Source organism: Prosthecobacter sp., from assembly GCF_044378005.1.
Lineage (GTDB): Bacteria > Verrucomicrobiota > Verrucomicrobiia > Verrucomicrobiales > Verrucomicrobiaceae > Prosthecobacter.
Genome location: NZ_JBILYB010000005.1, coordinates 79,280 through 102,524 on the forward strand (window position 1 = coordinate 79,280; position 23,245 = coordinate 102,524).

General features: G+C 59.9%; 18 protein-coding genes. 12 read left to right on the forward strand and 6 right to left on the reverse strand.

Annotated features, from left to right (window positions below; all coding sequences use genetic code 11):
- Positions 1 to 54: 54 nt before the first annotated feature.
- From argB to argF, 3 genes are all read left to right on the forward strand, one after another.
- Positions 55 to 912, forward strand: a complete 858-nt coding sequence (gene argB / locus AC6FTP_RS02075) for an acetylglutamate kinase (RefSeq protein ID WP_497205242.1) — start codon at positions 55 to 57, stop codon at positions 910 to 912.
- Positions 913 to 984: 72 nt separating this feature from the next.
- Positions 985 to 2,226, forward strand: a complete 1,242-nt coding sequence (locus tag AC6FTP_RS02080; protein ID WP_497205243.1) for an aspartate aminotransferase family protein — start codon at positions 985 to 987, stop codon at positions 2,224 to 2,226.
- Positions 2,227 to 2,256: 30 nt separating this feature from the next.
- Positions 2,257 to 3,156 (forward strand): ornithine carbamoyltransferase, encoded by a 900-nt coding sequence (argF, locus tag AC6FTP_RS02085; RefSeq protein ID WP_497205244.1) that lies wholly within the window; start codon positions 2,257 to 2,259, stop codon positions 3,154 to 3,156.
- Positions 3,157 to 3,215: 59 nt separating this feature from the next.
- On the opposite strand, the gene AC6FTP_RS02090 is transcribed toward argF, so the two are convergent.
- A complete protein-coding gene (locus AC6FTP_RS02090) occupies positions 3,216 to 4,640 on the reverse strand; it encodes a sulfatase family protein (protein WP_497205245.1) in 1,425 nt (474 codons plus the stop codon).
- A gap of 111 nt (positions 4,641 to 4,751) precedes the next feature.
- On the opposite strand from AC6FTP_RS02090, the gene AC6FTP_RS02095 reads away from it, so the two are divergent.
- Entirely contained in the window at positions 4,752 to 5,714 is a 963-nt protein-coding gene (locus AC6FTP_RS02095) for a D-alanyl-D-alanine carboxypeptidase family protein (RefSeq protein WP_497205246.1), read from the forward strand.
- 51 nt (positions 5,715 to 5,765) lie between these two features.
- Positions 5,766 to 6,860, forward strand: a complete 1,095-nt coding sequence (locus tag AC6FTP_RS02100; protein ID WP_497205247.1) for a 6-phosphofructokinase — start codon at positions 5,766 to 5,768, stop codon at positions 6,858 to 6,860.
- A gap of 15 nt (positions 6,861 to 6,875) precedes the next feature.
- On the opposite strand, the gene AC6FTP_RS02105 is transcribed toward AC6FTP_RS02100, so the two are convergent.
- The 4 genes from AC6FTP_RS02105 to uvrA all read right to left on the reverse strand — a co-directional run bounded on the left by AC6FTP_RS02105 (position 6,876) and on the right by uvrA (position 15,032).
- Complete coding sequence (locus tag AC6FTP_RS02105) at positions 6,876 to 8,270, reverse strand: AsmA family protein (protein WP_497205248.1); 1,395 nt, start codon at positions 8,268 to 8,270, stop codon at positions 6,876 to 6,878.
- Between the two features lie 94 nt (positions 8,271 to 8,364).
- Positions 8,365 to 8,757: a 30S ribosomal protein S9 gene (gene rpsI, locus AC6FTP_RS02110; protein ID WP_497204174.1), complete on the reverse strand. Its 393-nt coding sequence runs from the start codon at positions 8,755 to 8,757 to the stop codon at positions 8,365 to 8,367.
- 31 nt (positions 8,758 to 8,788) lie between these two features.
- Positions 8,789 to 9,223 carry a 50S ribosomal protein L13 gene (rplM, locus tag AC6FTP_RS02115; protein WP_497205249.1) on the reverse strand — a complete coding sequence of 145 codons (435 nt, stop codon included), beginning with the start codon at positions 9,221 to 9,223 and terminating at the stop codon, positions 8,789 to 8,791.
- 154 nt (positions 9,224 to 9,377) lie between these two features.
- Entirely contained in the window at positions 9,378 to 15,032 is a 5,655-nt protein-coding gene (uvrA, locus tag AC6FTP_RS02120; RefSeq protein ID WP_497205250.1) for an excinuclease ABC subunit UvrA, read from the reverse strand.
- Between the two features lie 156 nt (positions 15,033 to 15,188).
- Here uvrA and AC6FTP_RS02125 point away from each other — a divergent pair, with 156 nt between their 5' ends.
- The 7 genes from AC6FTP_RS02125 to AC6FTP_RS02155 all read left to right on the forward strand — a co-directional run bounded on the left by AC6FTP_RS02125 (position 15,189) and on the right by AC6FTP_RS02155 (position 21,433).
- Positions 15,189 to 15,602, forward strand: a complete 414-nt coding sequence (locus tag AC6FTP_RS02125; protein ID WP_497205259.1) for a response regulator — start codon at positions 15,189 to 15,191, stop codon at positions 15,600 to 15,602.
- 134 nt (positions 15,603 to 15,736) lie between these two features.
- Positions 15,737 to 16,897 carry a glutamine-hydrolyzing carbamoyl-phosphate synthase small subunit gene (gene carA / locus AC6FTP_RS02130; protein WP_497205251.1) on the forward strand — a complete coding sequence of 387 codons (1,161 nt, stop codon included), beginning with the start codon at positions 15,737 to 15,739 and terminating at the stop codon, positions 16,895 to 16,897.
- A 113-nt stretch (positions 16,898 to 17,010) separates the two neighbouring features.
- Positions 17,011 to 17,751 carry an SMC-Scp complex subunit ScpB gene (gene scpB, locus AC6FTP_RS02135; RefSeq protein ID WP_497205252.1) on the forward strand — a complete coding sequence of 247 codons (741 nt, stop codon included), beginning with the start codon at positions 17,011 to 17,013 and terminating at the stop codon, positions 17,749 to 17,751.
- A gap of 12 nt (positions 17,752 to 17,763) precedes the next feature.
- Complete coding sequence (locus AC6FTP_RS02140) at positions 17,764 to 18,897, forward strand: bifunctional chorismate mutase/prephenate dehydratase (protein ID WP_497205253.1); 1,134 nt, start codon at positions 17,764 to 17,766, stop codon at positions 18,895 to 18,897.
- A 99-nt stretch (positions 18,898 to 18,996) separates the two neighbouring features.
- Positions 18,997 to 19,488: a 3D domain-containing protein gene (locus AC6FTP_RS02145; RefSeq protein ID WP_497205254.1), complete on the forward strand. Its 492-nt coding sequence runs from the start codon at positions 18,997 to 18,999 to the stop codon at positions 19,486 to 19,488.
- A gap of 3 nt (positions 19,489 to 19,491) precedes the next feature.
- Entirely contained in the window at positions 19,492 to 20,148 is a 657-nt protein-coding gene (locus tag AC6FTP_RS02150) for an endonuclease III domain-containing protein (RefSeq protein ID WP_497205255.1), read from the forward strand.
- A 229-nt stretch (positions 20,149 to 20,377) separates the two neighbouring features.
- Positions 20,378 to 21,433: an Mrp/NBP35 family ATP-binding protein gene (locus tag AC6FTP_RS02155; protein ID WP_497205256.1), complete on the forward strand. Its 1,056-nt coding sequence runs from the start codon at positions 20,378 to 20,380 to the stop codon at positions 21,431 to 21,433.
- 1,075 nt (positions 21,434 to 22,508) lie between these two features.
- Here AC6FTP_RS02155 and AC6FTP_RS02160 read toward each other — a convergent pair.
- On the reverse strand, positions 22,509 to 23,144 hold the full coding sequence (locus AC6FTP_RS02160) for a fibronectin type III domain-containing protein (protein ID WP_497205257.1): 636 nt from the start codon (positions 23,142 to 23,144) through the stop codon (positions 22,509 to 22,511).
- Between the last annotated feature and the right edge of the window lie 101 nt (positions 23,145 to 23,245).

The following is a 23,245-nucleotide window of genomic DNA, read 5'->3' on the forward strand; positions in this document are numbered from 1 at the left end:
ACAAAGCTTGACGCTGCCTGTGGGGGCGTATGCTCCGCCCTTCCCCATTTGCCGATGACCGATCTCTCCGCCCAAACCCAGAAAGCCGATGTCCTGCTCGAAGCTCTGCCCTACATGCAGGGCTTCCGAGGCTGCACCTTTCTCATCAAAGTCGGCGGCAGCGCGATGGAGGACCCCATCGTGGTCGATCAGTTCCTGCGCGATGTCGTCTTCCTCGAAGCTGTGGGCATCAACCCCATCATCGTCCACGGTGGAGGCAAGGCCATCTCCAAAGCCATGCTCGAAAGCGGCCTCGAAGCCCGCTTCATCAACGGCATGAGAGTGACCGACGAGGAGACGATCAAAATCGTCGAGCAGACACTCGCTCGCGTGATCAACCCAGAGATCGTCACGAAGATCAATGCCTTCGGCGGCAAGGCCGTCGGCATTCCCGGCACGGAAGTTTTCCAAGGGCAGCGCATGAAAGCCGAACTCGGCTGGGTGGGCGAAGTCACGGACTGCAAGCTCGGCCTTATCCAGGCGGCGGTGGCGGGTGAATTTGTGCCCGTCGTCTCACCCGTGGCGCGTGACTTGGAGTCTGGGAAAACGCTCAACGTGAATGCCGACCTCGCCGCCTGCGCTCTCGCCACGCGGCTGAAGGCCACGAAGCTCATCTTCCTCAGCGATGTGCGCGGCGTGATGCGTGATCCGAAGGATGAGGCCACGCTCATCCCAAGTCTCGATGAAGCCTCCATCGCCGCTCTCAAGGCTGAAGGCATCATCAGCGGTGGCATGATCCCGAAAGTGGACTCCTCGCTGGAGTCACTCCGAGGCGGCGTGGGCAAGGTGCATCTCATCGACGGGCGCATCCCTCACGCGCTCATCCTCGAGATCTTCACGGACCGAGGTATCGGCACAGAGATCCACCTTTGATCCGAGCCGAACCGTAAGGACATCCCTTCCAAGCTCGCCGTCCTTCGAGCCAACCCTTTCTTTTTCACTTTCATGTCCCATCCCGAAACTCAATGGCTCAGCCAATATGTACTCCCGAACTACGGTCGCTACGATGTGTGGCCCGTGCGCGGTGAGGGCGCGTATGTCTGGGATCGCGATGGCAAGAAGTACCTCGACTTCGCCGGAGGCGTGGCCGTGTGCCCGCTGGGTCATTGCCCGCCGCCAGTCGTCAAAGCACTCACCGAGCAGGCTCAAACATTGATCCATGTCTCCAACTGGTACTGCATCGACAAGCAGGCCGAACTCGCGCGCATCCTCGTCGAGGAATGCGTGGAGATCCCCGGCAAGTGCTTCTTTTGCAACAGCGGTGCCGAGGCGAATGAAGGCCTCATCAAGCTTGCCCGCAAACATGGCCAGGCCACGGGCGGACGTTATGAGATCATCAGCTTCAGCGGTTCCTTCCACGGGCGCACCTTTGGCGCGATGACCGCCACGGCTCAGGAGAAGATCCACGGCGGCTTTGGGCCGCTGCCTCCGGGGTTTGTCTATTCGACCTTCAATGACATCGCCGCCCTCGAAGCCGCCATCACGGACAAGACTGTGGCCATTCTCGTGGAGCCGATCCAGGGCGAGAGCGGCGTGAATGCCGTGACGCCTGAGTTCCTGCGTGCCGCCCAGCGTCTCTGCCGGGAAAAAGATCTGCTTCTCCTGCTCGATGAAGTGCAGGTCGGCTTCGGCCGTGCTGGAGAAATGGCCGGCTGGCGCAGCATCATCCCCGGCGATGAGATTCAACCCGACGGCATTAGTTGGGCCAAAGCCATCGGCAGTGGTTTCCCGCTCGGTTCCTTCTGGGTGAATGATCGCCGTGATCTGAGCAAGCTGCTAGGCCCTGGCACGCACGGCACCACCTATGGCGGATCGCCGCTCGCCTGCGCTGTCGGCATCGCAACACTGCGCACCATCTTGGATGAAAATCTCTGCGCCAATGCCCGCGAGCGTGGAGCGGCCATCGCCGCTGCGGGTCGTGCCTGGAATCATCCGCTGATCAAAGAAGTACGCCAGATCGGTCTCTTCATCGGCTGGGAGCTCAATGCCGAAGCCATCGCCGCCAAATCCGGCGGCAAGCTGCCCTCCATCTTCCTTGCCCAAAAGCTGCTGGATGCCGGTATGATGGTCACGCCTGCCGGACCGAACGTTGTCCGCTGGCTCTCGCCCCTTAATATTACGGAAGCCCATGTTCAGGAAGGTTTGGGCATCTTCAAAGCTACGCTCGATCAAGTCTGCGCTGCTTGATCCTATTGACCATTTTGACCCGCTCACCTCATGAAGCATCTCCTTTCCATCGAAGAACTTTCCGCTGAAGAAATCGAAAACATCCTGTCTCTCGCCGCCACGCTGAAGAAGGACCGCAAAGCCTCGCCGCAGGTTCTCGCAGGTCAGCAGTGGGCGCTCATCTTCACGAAGTCATCGACCCGCACACGCGTGAGTTTCGAGGTCGGAGTGCGCGAGCTCGGCGGCCAGGTGATGTTCCTCTCCGGGGCGGATATTCAGCTTGGTCGTGGCGAACCGATCAAGGACACCGCCCGTGTCATGGGCCGCATGATTCACGGGGCCATCATCCGCACCTTTGCTCAGCAGGACGTGGTGGAGTTCGCCCAATACAGCGGCATTCCCACGATCAATGCCCTCACCGACGACGAGCATCCCTGCCAGATTCTCGCGGACTTGCAGACCATCAACGAACGCTTCGGCTCCTGGAAAGGCAGACGCGTCGCCTTCCTCGGTGATGGCGACTGCAACGTCGCCCGCTCCTGGATCTGGGCGAGCGCACGGCTCGGCTTCGAGCTTGTCATTGGAGCGCCAAAGCAGTTTCAGCCCGCCGCCGATTTCATGACCCGCGTGCCTGGAAACACCGTCACCGTCACCGATGATCCCAAGGCCGCTGTCGAAGGCATCGACGCCATCTACACCGATGTCTGGGTCAGCATGGGCAAAGAAGCCGAGAGCGCCGACCGCATCGAAATCCTCAAGCCATGGCAGATCGGTGCCGACCTCATGAAGCACGCGAAGAGCGACGCCATCGTCATGCACTGCCTTCCCGCCTATCGCGGCAAAGAGATCACCGAAACAGTGCTCGAACAGCACGCTGGCGTCATCTTTGACCAAGCCGAAAACCGCCTCCACGCGCAGAAGGCGGTGATGGTGCGCAGTGTGCGGGAGTAGCGTAGAACGACTTTGAAAGTCGTAAACTGGTGCCCCGAGTTTTTAACTCGGGCTTCCCATTACTCAGCGCGGCCAGCCTCACGACTGCCGCTGCCTTTGGGCTGCTTCATGAGGCTGTCTCCGAGTTCCGCGCGCATGGTTTCAGCATGTTTCTGAAGCTTGGTGACTTCGTCGGGGAACTGGGCGGCGACGTTCTTCGATTCGCTCACGTCAGTGTAGAGGTCGTAGAGTTCAGGCTGATCAATCTTCACCTGTTTGTAGAGGATGGGGATGCCTCCGGTGGCCTTGGGTTGGCCTGGAGGCACGGCGCGATAACCGTGTGGTAATTGGAGCTTCCAGCGTCCATCTCCGCTGGTGATGGCCTGGAGCTGGTTCTGCTCATAATAAAAAGCGTAGAAGTCGTGCGGGTTCTTCGCGCCGCTTTCACCCGCGACGATGGGCCAGCAATTGAGCCCATCGATCTTGTGCTCGGGCAGCTTGGATTCGATGACGCTGGCGATGGTGGGCAGGACGTCGATGGTCATCATCATGGAATCGGTGGTGGTGCCAGCAGGGATCTTGCCGGGCCATTTCATGATGCCAGGGACGCGGGTGCCGCCCTCCCAGCAGGTGCCTTTGCCCTCGCGCAGAGGTCCGGCGCTGCCAGCGTGCTCTCCGTAAGAGAGCCAGGGGCCGTTATCGGAGGAAAAGATGACCCAGGTGTTGTCTTCGAGTCCGTGCTTTTTCAGCGTGTCCATGACCTGACCCACGGACCAATCCACTTCGAGCATGACATCAGCGAAGAGGCCTTGGCCGGACTTGCCCTTGAATTGATCACTCACGAAGAGAGGCACATGCACCATGCTGTGGGCGAGGTAGAGGAAGAAGGGTTTGTCCTTGTTCTTCTCGATGAAGCGGATGCTGCGGGTCGTGTAGTCGGTGGTGAGGTGGGTTTGATCCTCGGGTGTGATCTCCTCGTCGATAGTGTGGTCGTTCTCGACCATGGGTAGCTTGGGATAAGCGCCCTTCTTTGCCTGCGGGTGATAAGGCCACATGTCGTTCGAGTAAGGGATGCCGTAGTATTCATCGAAGCCGTGCTTCACGGGGAGAAACGGGGGCAGGGAACCAAGGTGCCATTTGCCAACGGCGGCGGTGGCGTAGCCCTTTTGTTTCACGATTTCAGCAATCGTCATCTCATCAGCATGGATGCCATGTTTGGCCGAAGGCCCGAGCGCCCCGTGAATGCCGACGCGGTTCGGATAGCACCCCGTGAGCAGGGCGGTGCGTGAGGCGGAGCACACGGGCTGGGCGACGTGGAAGTTGGTGAACTTGCGTCCCTCAGCAGCGAGCTTGTCAATGTTTGGCGTTTGATAGCCCTGGGCGCCAAAGCAGCTTACGTCCGCATAGCCCATGTCATCCATGTAGATGATGACGATGTTTGGCGTGGCAGCGGGGGCTGAAGCCAGGCAGAGGCAAAATGAAATCAGGGAAGGGAAAAAGCGCATGGAAGCTCTGAACGCAGCCAGCGACTTCAGTCCTTCGGGTTTCATCAATCATCCAGGGGTGGAATCCCGTGTTGCCCATGGGGAAAGCTCTGCTAACGAAAGCGCACTCATATGCATTGCAGAATCCGCCCCCGGTTCTCCCCCCTCGCCGCGATTTTCGCCGGGCTTGTCTTGGTCAGTGTCACTCAGGCTCTGGCTCAATCGTCCGTCATCGTGGTGGACAGCTTTAATCGCAAAGTCCACGTCGCTGGCAACGCCAACAGCCGTCGTCCTGTCGGTGGACTGGCCAAGATCGCCACAGGCATGGTGGCGCTGGATTGGTCCGTGGCTTCGAAGGTCGGGGTCAACATCCTCGCACCAGTGCCTGCCTATGCGCCTCAGATGGCCGGGATCAATCTTCTCGGCCTCCAGCCGGGTGACAAGCTCACCATTCGTGACCTCATCTATGCCACCATGATGGGTGGTGATGATCTCGCTGCGATTGCTCTCGCCGATTTCGTGGGTCGTGATCATCTCTACCGCCTCGGACGGCAGGGTGATCCGCAAGTCGAGTTTGTCCGCCAGATGAACCAACTCGCCTATCGCGAAGGTGCCACCGGCACACGGTTTCAAAACCCGCACGGCTATGAAAACACCCGCACGCCCGGACTTTCCACGGCGGCAGACATTGCCCGTCTCACGCTTTATGCCGTCTCTCGTCCGGCGATGAGTTTTTATACCAATCAGCGCACGCGAAATGTCACCATCTACCGCAGCGGGCAGCAGCTCTCGGTGCCAGTGAATAACACGAACTCCCTGCTGGGTGACTCTGGCATCGACGGAGTCAAAGCCACAACCACTCCGCGTGCGGGAGGTTGTGCGGCGATCTCCGCCGAGCGTCCTGCTTCAGTTTATAAGCAACCAGACGGCAGCAGCCTCATCTATCGGCATCGGCTTGTCGTGGTCGTGCTTGGCTCCTCCAATCCCTTCGGTGAGGCCAAAGCCCTTTTGGACCAGGGCTGGAATGCCTACAACCGTTGGATCGCTGCCGGACGTCCGATCACAGACGAAAAACAACTGCTGAACAATTTTTAGCACCTGGTCGGCGCTCATTTTCTCATTTCAATTCCTCCTCAATCTAATCACATGCGAATCGGTATCCTCAACAGTGGCGGCGATTGCCCCGGACTTAATGCAGTCATCCACGGCGTCGTCGGCGCTGCTCACACCCTCGGCTGGGAAGTCGTCGGCTTTCGCGATGGTTTTGAAGGCCTGCTGCCTCCTGGCGATTACATGTTGCTGGACCCCTCACGGACCGTTGGTATCACGAAGCTCGGCGGCACCATCCTTGGAACGACGAACAAGGGGCATTTCGTTGCCAAAGTCGGTGAAGGAAATGTGTCTGAAGTCCCGAAAGAGATCGTCGAGAAAGCCAAGGCCACATTGCGTCATCTGGAGATTGGAGCGCTCATCGTCGTCGGTGGGGATGGCTCGCTGACGACTGGCTTGCAGCTTTACAACATGGGCGTGCCTGTCATTGGAGTGCCGAAGACCATTGATAACGATATCCAAGCCACGGCGATGACCTTTGGCTTCGATAGTGCTGTCCACTCCGTGGTCGATGCGCTAGATCGCCTGCACACGACCGCTGAAAGTCACAAGCGTGCTATCGTGCTCGAAGTCATGGGACGTCATGCCGGATGGATCGCCCTGTACGGTGGTATGGCCGGCGGTGCTGATGTCATCCTGCTTCCCGAGATTCCTTTCAAGATGGAGTATGTGGCCGATGCCATCCGCCAGCGAGACGCCCGTGGGCTGCATAGTACACTCATCGTGGTGGCTGAAGGCGCGCGTATGGAGAGCGGTGAGCTTTTGAAGAAGGAAAATGTCGGTGGCAAAGGCGAGGATCGCCTCGGCGGAATCGGCGAGTATGTGGCGAAGAAAATTGAGGAGCTTACAGGCAAGGAAACGCGCTCCTGTACACTCGGACACCTCCAGCGCGGAGGTGCACCGACTGCCCTCGACCGTATTCTCGGCGTACGATTCGGTGCCATGGCCGTCAGCCTCATCGAGCAGGGCAAGTTCGGCCGCATGGTCAGCTACCAGCAGTATCAGGTCGGTGATGTCAGCATCGAAGAAGCGGTGAACCAGCTGCGCCTCGTGAAATCTGACAGCGAGATCGTCAATGCAGGTCGTAGCATCGGCATCTGCTTTGGTGACTGCAAAGTCGCCCTGGGCTGATTTGGTTCGCTTGGGCTAGAGCTTCTTGAAGAGCCCTTGCAGCAGGTCATTAAGGCCCTCGCCGCGAATAAGGTTCTTGAGGATGCGATCTAGCTTCGGCTTGATCTTCGGATCGGAGAGAGAGCCTCCGCTTTCGATATCGAAGGTCAGGCGTCCACGTTCATCAGCCAGCGCCTTCATCAGGCCTTTGGTGATCGTTTCGCCCAACTGGGCCTGAGACATGCCCTTTTGCAGACGATCCTGAAGTTCCGGGCCGCAGGAAAGCCGGAACTCCATTTCATGACTGTCCTGGGAGGTATCGATCCATGATTTTTTCTCGATGGAGATATCATATTCAGGGAAGCTGAAGAGGGTGTCGGCACGCAGCCAGAAGCGGTTGTTTCGATAAATGCCTTCCACCACAGCTGCCTGCTGCAGCGGTCCGCCGACACGAACGGGTGTGAGGTCGATGCCGTATTCCATGAGCTTCTTCATTTCTTTCCCCGCCGCATCTCCCATCGTGATGTGTCCCGCCAGAGTGGAACCTTGGGCAAGAGTGAGTTTGAGCACCGAAGTGGGCATCCAGTCGCCTGTATTTGGATCGATGGGAACGATGCTGCCTTCACCGCTGAGATTCAGATTGGCCAGCTCTGCCGGACGCTTCACTCCGCCGATCCGCGCTTGTCCCGTGACTTGGATCTGACTGCTGATCTTCGCGGTCATTCGGTTGTGATTGGCCAGGTCTCGCGGGTCGATGTCGATACCTGTGAGGGTGAAATCGAGGTCTCGGATTTGAACAGTCGAGCCCGAACTCAGGATGGTCAGCGAGCCATCTTCAATTACTGCGTTGCTTACGGCAAAGGAAAAACGTGCGTTGGATTCGGAAGCTGGTTCAGATGGAGAATGGGCCGAGTTCTGTGAAGGTGGAGTCGATAATTCATTCAGCGGTAAAGCGCTTGATGCTGAAGTCTTGGATTCTTCGGGCTTCGGTTTTTTGAAAAGTGCCTCCAGCGAACTCTTCCCCTGGGCATCCTGAGTTTCCGTCACGGCAGGGGAAAGGATTCGGAGTTTCTCCACAAACAGACGGCGGTTCAAGAGGTCCTCGAGTTTGACCTCCAGCACGATCTCCGGAATGAGGATGGGGACGGACTTTGCCGAAAGTGGTGCCCGCTCGGCCAATGGTTTGCCCACTTCCGCATCGCGTGGAGCAATCAGCACTCCTTTGAAGCTGAGTTGGGCGGGCTTGGAGAAGAGGCTCAGCTTTGCTTCCTCAATGTGCATGCGGCAGTTCGTGTTCGCCTCCATCTGCGTCACCCAGATCTCGGGGCCCATCTTGCGCATGACCCACCATGAAAACCCGACCAGGCTGGCAGCCAGCAGCAAGCCGAGGACGATGAGGAGAATGAGAGAGAGGCGCAGAAGCTTTTTCATGTGAGTCAGGCTAGGCGGTGACGCCAAAAAGAAAACCCTGTCTTTTGCAAGACAGGGTTTCCAAAAACCAATGAACCAAAAAATCTCTCGGAGATTAACGCTTCGAGAACTGGAAGCGCTTACGAGCACCAGGGCGACCTGGCTTTTTACGCTCCTTGGCGCGGGAGTCACGGCAAAGAAGGCCAGCCTTTTTCAGCGTTCCACGAAGCTCAGGATTCACAGCGATCAGGGCGCGAGAGATGCCGAGCATCACCGCACCCATCTGGCCGGTCACACCACCGCCATCGGCGTTGATCTTGAAATCGTAGGTCTGGCGGCTGTTGGTCAGAGCCAGGGGGATGATGATCTGATTCTGCAGAGTCACCGTTGGGAAGTATTCTTCGAAGTCACGGCCATTGACCGTGATGGAACCGGAACCTGGAAGGATGCTGACGCGCGCGATGCTGGTCTTGCGGCGGCCGGTGGTGGTGGCGAGGGGCTTGCTCATGAACTTGGATCAATCTTGGGAAGGGTGTGAATCAGGCAACAGCGAAGGGCTGTGGGTTCTGGGCAACGTGGGGATGCTCGTCTCCAGTGTAAACCTTGAGCTTGGTCACAATCTTGTCGCCAAGGCGGTTGTGAGGGACCATACCCTTCACGGCACGATGGATGAGAAGCTCAGGGCGGCGCTGGCGAACCTTCTCAGCGGTTTCAACCTTCTGATTGCCGATGTAAACGGCGGTCTTGCTGGTATAAATCTTCTGCTGCTCTTTTTTGCCGGTCAGCTTCACCTTGTCAGCGTTGATCACGACCACGAAATCGCCGGTGTCCACGTGAGGAGTGAAAGTTGGGCGGGTCTTGCCGCGGATCAGATTGGCGGCAGCCACAGCCACTTGGCCGAGGACTTGATCCTTGGCATCAATGATCCACCACTGGCGGTTCACGGTTTCGGCTTTCGCTGAGAATGTCTTCATAAAGGTGCTTTGAGGGGAGGCCACGAACTGATTGAGTGTCCGTGGAAAGAGGGCCGCGAGAATAGAAGCGCGAGTCAGAGTGTCAACCGGAAACTCGGGTTATTCACAATGCTTTTTTGAGGACCAAAAAGGGGAGGGCAGGATTTGGCTTCAATCATGACTGCAATGCCCTCAAAAGGAACGGTGCGGTGACACTGGTTTTGTGTTTGGCGACTTGCTCGGGGGTGCCGCTGGCGACGAGTTGGCCGCCTTCGGTGCCGGCTTCGGGGCCGATGTCGATGAGGTAGTCGGCTTCGGCGAAGACGTCGGGGTGATGCTCGATGACGACCACGGTGTGGCCTTCATCGACGAGACGATGGAGGACGTCGAGGAGACGGCACACATCGCTCATGTGCAGGCCGATGGTGGGCTCTTCGATGAGGTAGAGGTTCCGCTTTTCGGTTTTCAGGCCGCGCAGCTTTTGGGTGATGGTTTTGCCCTGACCGACGCTGAGTTCGGTGACGAGCTTCATGCGCTGGGCCTCGCCGCCGCTGAGCGTGGGGCTGGGCTGGCCGAGTTGGAGATAGCCGACGCCGGTGTCGGCGAGCAATTGCAGCGGTCGGGCGATGCGGGGCTGACTGGCGAAGAAGTCGGCGGCCTCGGTGATGCTCATGCGCAGCACTTGGCCGATGTTTTTGCCGTTGAAGTCGATCTCCAGCGTGGCGCTGTTGAAGCGCAAACCCTGGCAGATTTCGCAGGGAACACGCGTGGTGGGCAGGAAGTTCATTTCCACTTTGATCTCGCCATTGCCCTGGCAGGCTTCGCAGCGGCCACCGTCGGTGTTGAAGGAAAAACGACCGGCATCATAGCCGCGAGCGCGTGAGGCGGGGACTTGGGCGTAGAGCTTCCGAATGTCGTCGAGCACGCCGACATAGGTCGCCGGGCAGGAACGCGAGGTCTTGCCGATGGGGGACTGATCCACCTCATGCACGGCGGTGATTTGATCAAAGCCGTGGGCGCTTTTCCAGGGCTTCTCCGTGATCTTGGCGGTCTTGCTCGTGGCCAACTTCGCCACCGGGCAAAGGACGCTGTGCATGAAGGTGCTCTTGCCGCTGCCGCTGACGCCGGTGATGACGGTCAACCGCCCGATGGGGATGCTGACGCTGATGTTGCGGAGGTTGTTGGCGTGGGCGCCGTCGATGGTGAGCCAGCCTTCCTTCTTTTTCGCAGCAGGCAGTGGTCGCCGCTCGCCACGGAGCGGATGCTTCAAAGGTGAGCGCAGCTCTTTGCCAGTGACGCTGTTCTTGTCTTTGAGGATGTGGGCAAGCGAGCCCTGGCTGATGACTTCGCCACCGAAGCGGCCCGCGCCAGGACCGAGGTCGATGATGGTATCGGCGCGGCGCATGGTTTCGTCATCGTGTTCGACGACGAGGAGCGAGTTTCCCTTATCCCGCAAGGCGACGAGCGTGTTCAGCAGGCGAACGTTGTCGCGCGGATGCAGGCCGATGGTCGGTTCATCGAGAACATAAAGCACACCGCGCAGGTTTGAGCCGAGCTGGGCGGCGAGTCGGATGCGCTGGGCTTCACCACCACTGAGTGTGTCGGCACTGCGATTGAGCTGGAGGTAGCCGAGGCCGACTTCACTCATGAAATGCAGCCGCTGTTTGATCTCGGCGAGGATGTCTCGCGCGATCTCGCCCTGCGTGCCGGTGAAGCTGAGTTTGGCGATGTGCTGCACGGCTTCTTCGGCGGCGAGGCCGTTCAGATCTTGGATGCGGAGGTGCTCGGTCTTTTTCTCCTTGGGGCCAGAGGGCAGCTTCACAAACATCGCCGTCTGATTGAGCCGGCTACCGCCGCAGCTTGGGCAAAGAACGCGCTCGGTGGGGGTGTCGTCGTCTTCGTGGCGGGTGAGGCGGCGCTCTTCTTCGAGCTCGGCGGCGAGCTGAGACATGTCGTCATGACGTGGCGTGGCGCCGTGATCGGAGACGATGAAGCCGAAGCCTCGGCATTGCTGACACCAGCCATGTGGGCTATTGAAGGAGAAGAGACGCGGGTCGAGTTCTTCGAAGCTGAGATCGCAGCTCGGGCAGCTCATTTCGGTGCTGAGCACCTGCGAGGTTTTGTCGCCTAGGAAGAGCTTCACATTCCCCTTCCCCATCTTGAGCGCCTTGTCCACAAGCGGGCGGAGTTCGAGGATGGAGAGGCCTTTCGGCACCTTCGCGACGACCGCGTCGATGCTGTGCTCTTTGAATCGAGCGAGCGGTTTGAAGTTCGCGGTGTCGCGAAATTCGCCATCAACGAGCAAGGTGCTGATGCCCTGCTTGCGGGCGTTTTCGGCCACTTCGGTGTGGAAGCCTTTGCGGGCTTTGATCAGCGGCGCGAGCAACTGAACCGGGCCTTTTTTTGCCTGATCGGCGATGGTTTGCGTGATGGCCGTGGCGCTTTGTTTGACCACAGGGACATCGCACTTCGGACAATACTGCGTGCCAAGCTTTGCAAACAAGAGCCGCAGGAAATGCCAGACCTCCGTGACCGTGGCGACGGTCGATTTGCCACCGCCGCGCGAGATGCGCTGCTCGATGGCGACCGTGGGCGGCACGCCGGTGATGAGATCGACTTCCGGCTTCTCCATCTGCTCCACAAAGGTGCGTGCATACACCGACATGGAGTCGAGGAAGCGCCGCTGGCCTTCGGCAAAGACGAGGTCGAAGGCGAGAGTCGATTTCCCACTGCCGCTCAGGCCGGTGACGACGACAAATTGGTCGCGCGGGATGTCGAGGGTGATGTTCTTGAGGTTGTGCTCGCGGGCTCCTCGGATGGAGATGGCGTTCGCTGTTCTCGGTTCGCTGTTCTCCGTTTTCCGCGTGCGAGCTTTGGCAGGCTTCTCAGCAACTGTGAACTGAGAACCGAGAACTGAGAACTTCTCCTTCAGGTGCCGCCCCGTAAAAGACTCCGCACATTCCGAAACCTCCTCCGGCGTACCGACGGCGACAATCTGACCGCCTGCGGCTCCGCCATCGGGGCCGAGGTCGATGACCCAGTCGGCGCATTGGATGACGTCGAGGTTGTGCTCGATGACGATGAGGCTGTTGCCTTCATCGACGAGGCGCTGGAGCAGTTTCACCAGCAGGGCGATGTCGTCGAAGTGCAAGCCGGTGGTGGGTTCATCGAGCAACAGAAGGCTGGTTTTGCTCTTGATCGGCGGCTGTTTGGCAGAGTCGATGAGATGGCCGACGAGCTTCAAGCGCTGCGCTTCACCACCACTGAGGGTGTTGAGCGGCTGACCGAGTTTCAGGTAGCCGAGTCCGGCTTCGACGAGGATGCGAAGTTGATCGGTGACCACCTTGGCGCGGCGTTTCAGCGTGCCTTCGAGCGGGCTGAAGAACTCCACGGCTTCCTCGATGGTCAGGCCGAGCACGTCATGGATGTTTTTGCCGTTCAGGCGGATCTTCAGCGCGTGCGGTTGGTAGCGTTTGCCATCGCACTCGGGACAGGTGACGAAGAGATCGCTGAGGAACTGCATCTCGATCTTTTCATAACCCGTGCCCCAGCAGCGCTCGCAGCGTCCATCGCCACTGTTGAAGGAGAAAAAGCCTGCCGTGACTCCCTGCTCCAAGCCTTCTTCGCAGTCGGCAAAGATCTGCCGAATGGCGTCAAAGGCTCCGATATAAACCGCCGGAGTGCTGCGCGGAGTGCGAGCCAGCGGTGACTGATCCACCATGATGACCTGACTGAGCTGCTCGACACCGCTGATGCTTTTCACTCGCCCAGGCTCATCTTCACAAACCTCGCCGCGAAGGCGCTGAAGGTTCCGGTAGAGGACTTCGTGAATGAGCGTGCTTTTCCCAGAGCCTGAGACGCCCGTGATGCAGCAGAACACACCGAGTGGGATGTCGAGATCGACGTTCTTGAGGTTGTTTTGGCGGGCACCTCGGAGGCTGAGCCATTTATGATTTACGATTTTTGATTTATGATTTCCTGAAGCAGGAGTGACTGGTCTCCGCTGAGCCGGAATCGGAATCGACTTCAAACCCGAGAGGTAATCCCCGGTGAGTGAGCCTTTTTTGAAAAGAAGGCCATCCAGCTCGCCGGAATAGACGAGTTGGCCGCCTTTGTCGCCGCGACCGGGGCCGATCTCGATGATGTTGTCGGCGGCACGCATGACGCTTTCTTCGTGCTCGACGACGAGGAGCGTGTTGCCTTTGTCTCGCAGGCCTTCCATGACGCCGATGAGGCGACCGATGTCGCGCGGATGCAGGCCGATGCTGGGTTCGTCGAGGACGAAGAGGGTGTTCACCAAGCTCGCGCCGAGGCAGGTGGTGAGGTTTACGCGCTGGAGTTCGCCGCCGCTGAGCGTGCGGGTTTGGCGATCGAGGTGAATGTAGCCGAGCCCGGCGCGATCGAGGTAACTCAGGCGGCTGGCGATCTCGTCGCGCAGCATCGTGGTGGCGTTGTCGGCAGCGGGCAGGCTCTGCACGAGCGGCAGCAGATCGGTAACGGGCAGGTTCCAGAGGTCGGCGATGGTTTTGCCGACGACGCGGAAGTTGTAGGCGTCCTTTTTCAGGCGTCCGCCATCGCAATCCTGGCAGGTCGTGTAGGCGCGGAAGCGGCTGAGGAAGATGCGGACGTGCATCTTGTAGGCGCGGGCTTCGAGCCATTTGAAGAAGCCTTTGACGCCATACCACTGGCCGTTGCTCCAGGCACGCTCGGGGTCTTTGTCCTCGCCTTCGATGAGCCATTTTTGATGCTCAGCGGGCAGGTCGCAGAAGGGCGTGTCGAGATCGACCTTCCTGCGCCGTGCCGCACGTTCGAGGTCGTCCTGGCTTTCGCGGTAGGTGTTGCCGGAGAAGGCTTTCACGAGTCCGCCACGGATGCTGAGCGACTCGTCGGGCATCGCTTTCGTCAAATCCATGCCAAGCGTGCGGCCAAAGCCTTTGCAGGTGGGGCAGGCACCGATGGGGTTGTTGAAGGAAAAGAGGCCAGGCGTGGGCGCGGGAAGCTTCAGATCGCAGTCGGCGCAGCGCCAGTCGGTGGAGAAGGATTTGAGATCCGAGATTTCAGATTTGAGATCGCCAAACACCACGGAGATCTGGCCTTTGCCGAGCCGCAGCGCCGCTTCGATGGCTTCGCTGAGGCGGGCGGTGTTCTTTTTCTCTAAAATGATCCGGTCCTGCACCACGAGCACCATGGCGGGGAGCTTGCGGCCTTTCATGGCGGCGGGCTCGTCGGTGCGGATCAGCTCGCCGTAGATCCAGAGGCGGAGGTAACCCTGGGCTTGGAGAAAGGGGAAGAAGTCTTCGATCTTCGTGTCTTTCGGCACGGGCACATTGAAGCCGACGAGAGCTTGTTTGCCAGCATGAGCGCTGAGCAGCTCGCGCTGGATGCTCTCCGCCGTCTCCGGGCGCACAGGGCGATGGCACTCCGGGCAGGTCGCCTCGGCTAGGCGGGGGAACAGCATTTTCAGGTAATCATTGATCTCCGTGATGCTGCCGACGGTGCTGCGCGTGGAGCGGATGTTGTTCACCTGCTCGATGGCGATCGCGGGCGGGATGCCGTGGATGGCGTCCACCTTCGGCTTGTCCATACGCTCGAAGAACTGCCGCGTGTAAGGGGAGAAGGTCTCCACATAGCGCCGCTGGCCCTCCGCATAGACCGTGTCGAAGGCCAGAGAGGACTTCCCGCTACCGCTCGGGCCGGTGACGACGCTGAGTTTGTACAAAGGGATGTCCAGGTCGAAGCCACGCAGGTTGTTTTGCCGAGCGCCCCGGACTTGGATCACATCGGATAGAGCGGGGGCAGACGTGGATTTGGCGGCAGCTTTTTTCGGCATGGGGTTGCGGTAGGTAGAGGCTACGCTCGCCGTGCGCAAGTGCGCGTCTGTTCACTTGAACCAATCTTTGATGTGTCGAAACGAGGGTTGTTTACGTGTCCTTAAATTCACAACTCAGGATTGCTTATCGAGGTCGATACGGTCAATACTCTGAGTATGGCTAATGTAATTGTTATTGAGGATCATCCTCCCGTGCTCAAGCTGCTGCGAACTTTCTGTTCTGAAGCCGGGCATGAGGTGATGGCCTTTGATAATGGACGCGCAGGGCTGGCTGCCATCCGTGAACTCAATCCCGAAGTCGCCTTGGTGGATCGGCGGCTCGGCGACTGCGATGGGGTGGACATCATCGCTGAAGCTCGGTCTGATTCGCCTTCGACACGTTTTGTCATGGTCTCAGGCTGCACGGAGACACGAGACATCGTCACCGCCATCCGTCGCGGAGCTTGTGATTACGTCACCAAACCGTTCACGCAGACGGACATTACGAGCGCCTTGGACCGTGCTTTGTCCGAACCAGTAGACGTGATTCCCAGCCGGACGAAATTGGTGATCCTTTGCCCGAAAAACTAGGCGTGGTCAGACGAGGTCAGGGAAGGGAATGATCAGGGCTAAGCCATCTCAAATCGAAGGCAGATAAACCCGCCGTTTGCATTCCTAGAACTGCCGCGCTAGGTGCCGAGAATTTCCCCACACGCACACCCTTGATGAAAGCAATTCTGGCACTCGAAGACGGACGGTATTTTGAAGGCACATCCTTTGGCGCCGCTGGCACCACGAATGGCGAGGTCTGCTTCAACACGTCCATGACCGGCTACCAGGAAGTGCTCACCGATCCTTCCTACCGCGGCCAGATCGTCACGATGACCTACCCCATGATCGGGAACTACGGCATCAATGCGCTCGATGACGAAAGCCACGAGCCCCACGTGCGCGGCTTTGTGATTGAGGAACTCTGCGAAGTGCCCAGCAACTGGCGCAGCACCGAGTCGCTCGATGCTTACCTGAAGCGCTACAACATCCCCGGCATCCAGGGCATCGACACCCGCGCGCTCACGAAGCACCTCCGCACCCTCGGAGCCATGCAGTCTGTCATCACCACCGAACTCACCGTCGAGCAGGCCATCGAGGCCGCGAAAAAGAGCCCGCCAATGAGCGGCAGTGACTACGTTAAAGAAGTCACCACGAAGAAGGCTTATCGCTGGGACCCCGAAGACCAGGAGAGTCGCCTCTGGGACATCCCGAGCCCGAGCCAGAACCGCGTAGGCGGCCCCACGGGTGCCTCCCACGATCTCCCGAACGCGAAGCATCACATCGTGGCCTACGACTTCGGCATCAAACGCAACATCCTCCGCAGCCTGCGTCAGGCCGGATTCAGCGTCGAGGTCGTGCCCGCCACGGCCACCGCGAAAGAAGTGCTCGCCAAGAATCCCGACGGCGTCTTCCTCTCCAACGGCCCCGGCGATCCCGCCGCGCTTGGCTACATCCACAGCGAGATCAAGCAACTCATCGGCAAGACGCCCATCTTCGCCATCTGCCTCGGCCACCAGCTTCTCGGTCACGCCTATGGTGGCAAGACCTTCAAGCTCAAGTTCGGCCATCGCGGTGGCAATCAGCCGGTCAAAGACCTCCGCAGCGGCAAAGTCAGCATCACCGCCCAGAACCACGGCTTCGCCATCGACCCCGCTAGCCTGCCCTCGAACGTCGAAGTCACCCACATCAACCTCAACGATGGCACCGTCGAAGGCATGCGGCATCGTGAGGCACCTGTGATCAGCGTCCAATACCACCCCGAAGCGGCTCCCGGCCCGAATGACGCGAAGTACTTCTTCGCCGAGTTTTCCAAGCTGATCGAAACCGCCAGTTGAGCCAGCACCATCTGGGTGAAATCCCCAAGTTCAGGCTCCCGGTCCGCCCCTGAACCCGTCTTGACTCCCCCCGCGCGCTCGCTTTGGGTACGCGCCCCTTTCCCTCCCTGCTCATGGAACTGACTGCCATCGTCGAAGCCCTCCTTTTTGCCACCCAGGAACCACTGCCCCTCACGCAGATGGCCACGGCGGTGAAGGAGACTGCGAAGGAGATCCACGAGGCCGCCAGCGAAGTCCACGAAGGCGCGGATCAGCCCGCAGAGATCCCGGCCTACCTCCAGCCTCTGCTGACGGTGGACGAGCTTTCCATCCGTGAGGCCATCGACACGCTGGTCGCCCATTATGAGGCGGATAAACGCTCCTTCACCATCGTCGAGCGGCCCCATGGCTGGCGACTTTGTGCCAAAGCCGACTACGCGGAGTGGTGCCGCGCGCTTTATCCTGGCAAGAAAGTCCAACGCCTCAGCCTGCCCGCCTTGGAGACTTTGGCGATCATCGCCTACCGCCAGCCCATCACCAAAGCCGGCATCGAGGCCGTTCGCGGCGTCAGTGTGGATACGATGGTTCAGACACTCGTCGAGCGTGGCCTCATCCGCATCGAAGGCCGGGCCGAACTTCCTGGCAAACCGCTCCTTTATGGCACGACGGAGGCTTTCCTCGATCACTTCGCGGTGAAGAATCTCGATGAGCTGCCCAACGCCCAGGAACTCCGCCGCGTGAAGCTGCCCAGCGCTCCTGATGAGCAGCCCAATGCAACCCCCACCGAGACGCAGCTTTCTCTCGAACCTGCTCCGCTGGCCGACTTCGCCGAGGAGTCTGCCTCTGAGGCTGGAGAAGCCACTGCCGCCGAGTAAAGCACCCCTGCCATGCCCGATCAGCCCCCAGCTCCAGACGCACCAGAGCAGGCCGCTCAGGGACTTGGCGGCATCCGCGTCCAGATCGATGCCATCGACGAGCAGCTCATCCGTCTGCTCAATCAGCGCGCCGACCTCGTGCTCGAAGTGGCCGAGGTGAAAAAGAAAGCCGGGCTCGACATCTACGTCCCCGGTCGTGAAGAGGCACTCCTGCGCAAGCTCTGCCAGATCAACACTGCCCAGCACGGCAAACTCACCGAGAAAGCCATCCGCTCCATCTTCCGCGAGATCATGAGCGCCGCCCTCGCCCTGGAGGACAGTTTGAAGATCGCCTACCTCGGCCCTGCCGGCTCCTGGACCCATCAGGTGGCCGTCCACAAGTTCGGTAACAGCGTCGAATACATCGCCGAAGCTTCCATCGAGGGAGCCTTTGCCTGCGTCGCTTCCCGCGAAGTCGATTACGCCGTGCTGCCCATCGAGCACAGCACCGAGGGGGCCGTCCATCACACGCTCGACCACCTCGTCGATGCCCAGCTCCAGATCTACGCCGAGATCCTCTGGAAGGTGGAAACCATCGTCATGGCGCAGGACGACGACTCCCCGCCCTCCGCCATCTACGGCCATCCGCAGATGATCGCTCCCTGCCGTGTCTGGCTGGCGCAGCGATTCCCCGGCGTGAAGCTCATCGAGAGCGCCTCCTCCAGTCTCGCTGCCACTCATGCCGAGACTGAAAAGGGCGTCGCCGCCCTCGGAACGCCTTTGGGAGCCGAGCTGCATGAGCTGAAAGTCATCGCCGCCAGCCCGAGCGAGGTCTCCAGCCGTGCCCGCTTCATCATCCTCGGTCGCCGCAGTGGCGACCCCAGTGGCAATGACAACACCATGCTCGTCGTCCACGCCAAAGATCGTGTCGGAGCCCTGCTGGAAGTCCTCAAAGTCTTCGCCACCCGCAACGTCAACGTCCGCCAGATCGAGAACCGCCCCGTGCTCGACGACGCCACCGGCACTCAGGCCCGGTTCTTCCTCGAAATCAGCGGACACCACGAGGACGCCACCTTGAAGGAAGTCATCCAGGAGCTGACCCAGCTCGGCTCCACCGTCAAAGTGCTCGGCAGCTACCCCGCCCCTCGCTGGGTCGAGGAGCGGTGACCCAGGGGGGTGAAATCAGAGATTGCAATCGACGCGCAGTTGCCCAAAACTGACCCCGTCCCCTGAGACATTGTTAAGTAATTAGCCTTTTTTGAAACAATGCCCCGCCTCTTCCTCCTTCTCCTTTGCGGCCTGACCGCCCTATCCCTGGCCTCCTGCGCCAGCAATTCAGGTGGCCGTGTCGTCAGTCGGAAGAGCACCCGCATCACCGGCGTCCGCACCACCGCCTACACCCACAGCGAGTCTGACCACATCATCTACGGCGCACGCAGCGCCGTCGGCAGCCAGCTCAAATACGGCACCGTCCGCAGCGCCGCCGCTGACTGGTCCGTCTTCCCCGTCGGCACCATCTTCCAGATCGAAGGCACCCCTTATATCTACCAGGTGGACGATTACGGCTCCGCCCTCGTCGGCACGAACACCATCGACATCTACCAGCCCACGAAGGCCCACATGAATGCCTGGGGCGTGCGCAACGTGAACATCCGCGTGCTCAAATGGGGCTCCTTCTCGAAGAGCGTGGCCATTCTCAAAGACCGTCAGGCCTATGGCCACGTCCGCCGCATGGTCAGTCGCATCTCTCGCAGCTAAGCCGTGACCAAGGCCGAGCGCGCAGACCACGTCCTCCGCCGTCTGGCCGAGCTGTATCCTGATCCACCCATCCCGCTGGATCATACGGATGCCTTCACGCTCCTGATTGCCGTCCTGCTTTCGGCGCAATGCACGGACATCCGTGTGAATCAAATCACCCCCAGGCTCTTCGGCGAGCTAGGCCGCACCCCGCAGGCCTTGGCAAAGCAGCCCGTCTCCGCCATCGAGGCCATCGTCAAACCCTGCGGCCTCGGCCCTCAGAAGGCCAAAGCCATCCAGGCGCTATCCCAGATCCTCCTCGACGAGCATAACGGACAGGTCCCCGCCGACCTCGAAGCCCTGGAGCGGCTCCCCGGCGTTGGCCACAAGACCGCCCAGGTGGTCATGGCCCAGTCCTTCGGCGTCCCCAGCTTCCCCGTGGACACCCACATCCACCGCCTCGCCCAGCGCTGGAAGCTCACCGACGGCAAAAATGTCCTCCAGACCGAGCGCGACCTCAAACGCCTCTTCCCCGAGTCCGCCTGGAACAAGCTCCACCTCCAGATCATCTTCTACGGCCGCGAGTTCTGCACCGCCCGCGGCTGCGACGGCACCGTCTGCGAGATCTGCACGACGCTGTTTCCTGAGCGGAAGAGGGCGCTGAGGACGAAGAAGGCGTAGTTTGGAATGACGAATGACGAAGTTCCTAATGACGAAAGAATGACGAAGGCCTAAATCCCAACCCCAGCCATTCGACCTAATATCGGACCGCTTCGCCATTCGGGCTTACTCATTCGTCATTCAACGCTTCCCCCTTGCCTTTCCCGCCCACCCGTTGAACCAGCATCGTATCTTCTTCCCCCTTCTGGTTTCGTCATTCGTTCATTAGTCATTCGTCATTTCCCATCTCATGCCCACCGAGTCCGACATCCGCGCCGCCCTGGCCACCGTCCGTTACCCCGGCTTCAGCCGTGACATCATCTCCTTCGGCCTTGTCAAAAGCATCGCCGTCGAGGGCGGAAAGGTCACCGTCGAGATCAGCATCGCCACGCGTGATCCCAATATCCCCCGCCTCATCCACGAGCAGGCCATCGACGTCCTCAACAAGATCCCCGGCGTCACCGAACCGCGCCTGAACTTCGACATCAAAGAGCCGCCGAATGCCGCCACCGGCAGTGCGGATAAGCTCCCCAAGTCCAGCATCCCCGGCGTGAAGAAGATCATCGCCATCGCCTCCGGCAAAGGCGGTGTCGGCAAGAGCACCGTCGCCTCCAACCTCGCCATCGCTTTGAGCAAAACAGGCGCCAAAGTCGGCCTCTGCGACTGCGACCTCTACGGCCCCAGCATCGCCCACATGTTCGGCAGCAACGAGCGCCCCTACCAGAACGAAGAGCAGCAGATCGTCCCCATCGAGCGTTACGGCCTCCAGCTCGTCAGCATGGGCTTCCTCCTGGAGGACGACAGCCCCGTCATCGTCCGCGGCCCCGTCGCCACACGCTACACCCAGCAGTTCCTTCGTCAGGTCGCCTGGGATGATCTCGACTACCTCATCCTCGACCTCCCCCCCGGCACCGGCGACATCCAGCTCACCATCGTCCAAACCGTCGCCCTGGACGGCACCCTCATCGTCACCACACCGCAGGAGGTCGCCCTGATCGACGCGCGCAAAGCCGTGTCCATGTTCCAAAAGGTGAATGTCCCCATCCTCGGCATCATCGAAAACATGAGCCACTTCCTCTGCCCCAGCGACGGGCAGGTGTATCACATCTTCGGCAAAGGCGGCGGCGAGCACGAAGCCAAGCGCCTGGGAGTCCCCCTCCTCGGCCAGATCCCCATCGAAATGAGCGTCAGAGAAGCCGGCGACGAAGGCCACCCCATCGCCCTCGAAGACACCGCCAAGTCCGCGTCATCCAAAGTCTTCCACGACATCGCCGCCAAGCTCCGCGCCGCCGTGCCGGTGGGGTGAGGGCTTCGGACTAAAGGCGTCCTTCATATGGGGCTCTGATCCAGTAGATAAACACATCCGCCTCTGTGACCTCCATGAAAACCTCGTTCGACTGGAGATCGATTGGTGAGAGCCTGTCGGACGAAATGGATCTTTGTGGGTGCCACCACGAAGGTAAATGAGTTGCCCAAGAAGGAAGAGTCTTGAGTCCACCAGATGTCATTCCTCGGAGGCGCTCGGAAAGTAGTGCGTCTGCAACTCTAGCTCTGTAAAACACAAAGTATCCCCAAGCATCACGCCCGCCTACCGAAGGGTCCTGCCACTCAACGCGTTGGATTCCCACTGGCTCGATCAAAGGCGAATCTGGATAAAGCCAGACATCGCTCGACAGCGTCTTGCGATCCAAACGAACTGGAGAACTCACAAACCACTTTCGGCTGAGCACCTGAGGGCCGCTTTCTGACAGTAAGTAATGCCATGCCGAAGCACCAATCACGGCGAGGCATATCAGCCCCATGCATATCCCCGCGACAATGGATTTTGGATGTGTCATTGGGTTCCGTGTAATGTGAGTGCGTAATCATCATTCCGTCCCGCACAACACGCGCAGAGATCCGCCCATCTATGCCACAAGCCCCCAAATCCTGGCAAGAACGAAGGCATCGGAGAGAAACTCCTCCGACCCCAGCCTCGGAGAGGCGGCAGGCAATAGCCCACGGATTCATCCGTGGGTAGGCGCGGGCGACATGTCCCCATCGCCAAGAGTCCCGGCAGGGACGAAAGAAGGCATCGCAGGCCGGACACGTCCCGATCATCCCCCGACCCATCGCGCATTCCAACGGCTAAACGTGATCCGCCATCTCCGGCGACTCTCTTTCGTCCCTACCGGGACTCTGGCTCTTTGAGCGTCGTGGTCGTCTAGACCCACGGATAAATCCGTGGGCTATGGTCTTTCGCCTCTCCGAGGCTTCAGCGACGCTGGGGAATGCTCCTCCGACGGGTCCATGCTGCATCGGCGACGGCACCCGACACCTCTCAAAACTCCGGGCCGACGTGCGCTGTGTCGTGGTTGGCATGGAAAGAACACCCCCCAGCACTACAGCACCCGGATCTGCGCTGGATCACTCCAGGCACCCATCACCCCTTTCAGGCCCACCGTCCGCACGCGTACCCAGACCAGCGTGCCGGGCGTCAGGCCGCCCAGTTCCGCGCGACCGCGCTGATGATAGCCCCTCTGCTGCCAGCCCTCCTCGTGGTTTGGATCGCCCAGGTGAATCTGGATTTCATTCATGCTCTTCTCCTTCGCCGGTTTGTAGCGCAGCTTGATGACGCCGCTCAGCACCCCGTGGCTCAGGCGCAGATTCTGCGGCGCGGCGGGTGGGGAGGTATCCACCGGGCGCGCCGTCGAGTAATGGGGGAAGCCGCTCTTCTCCACGATCATCGCATCCCCTTTGGCGACCGAGTTGACGTACATGCCCAAGGCCCGCAACGACCTCTCCAAAGCCTGGCGCGCCACTTGAAAAGCGATCACCTCCGCCTTCCCGCGGCTGGCGCGTGCAGCCAGACTCTCCGCGCAGGCAGTGATCAGCGTTTCCAGCGTTGCCATGCTCACCGGCGGCACCGGAAAGGTGGCCGCATTCTCACGCATCCTGTCATGGATGATCCACGCCGCCGGGGAGAGCTCCATGTCCAGGTGACGGAGGAAGTCGATGGAAGCTTTGATTTTGCTCATGGTAGGAAAGGGAGGGGGAAAACACGCCATGCCTGATGAAGACGGCCGAACAAGTCATGCTAATGAAAAAAAAGCCCGCAGGCCAAGCGCAAAATCCGGCA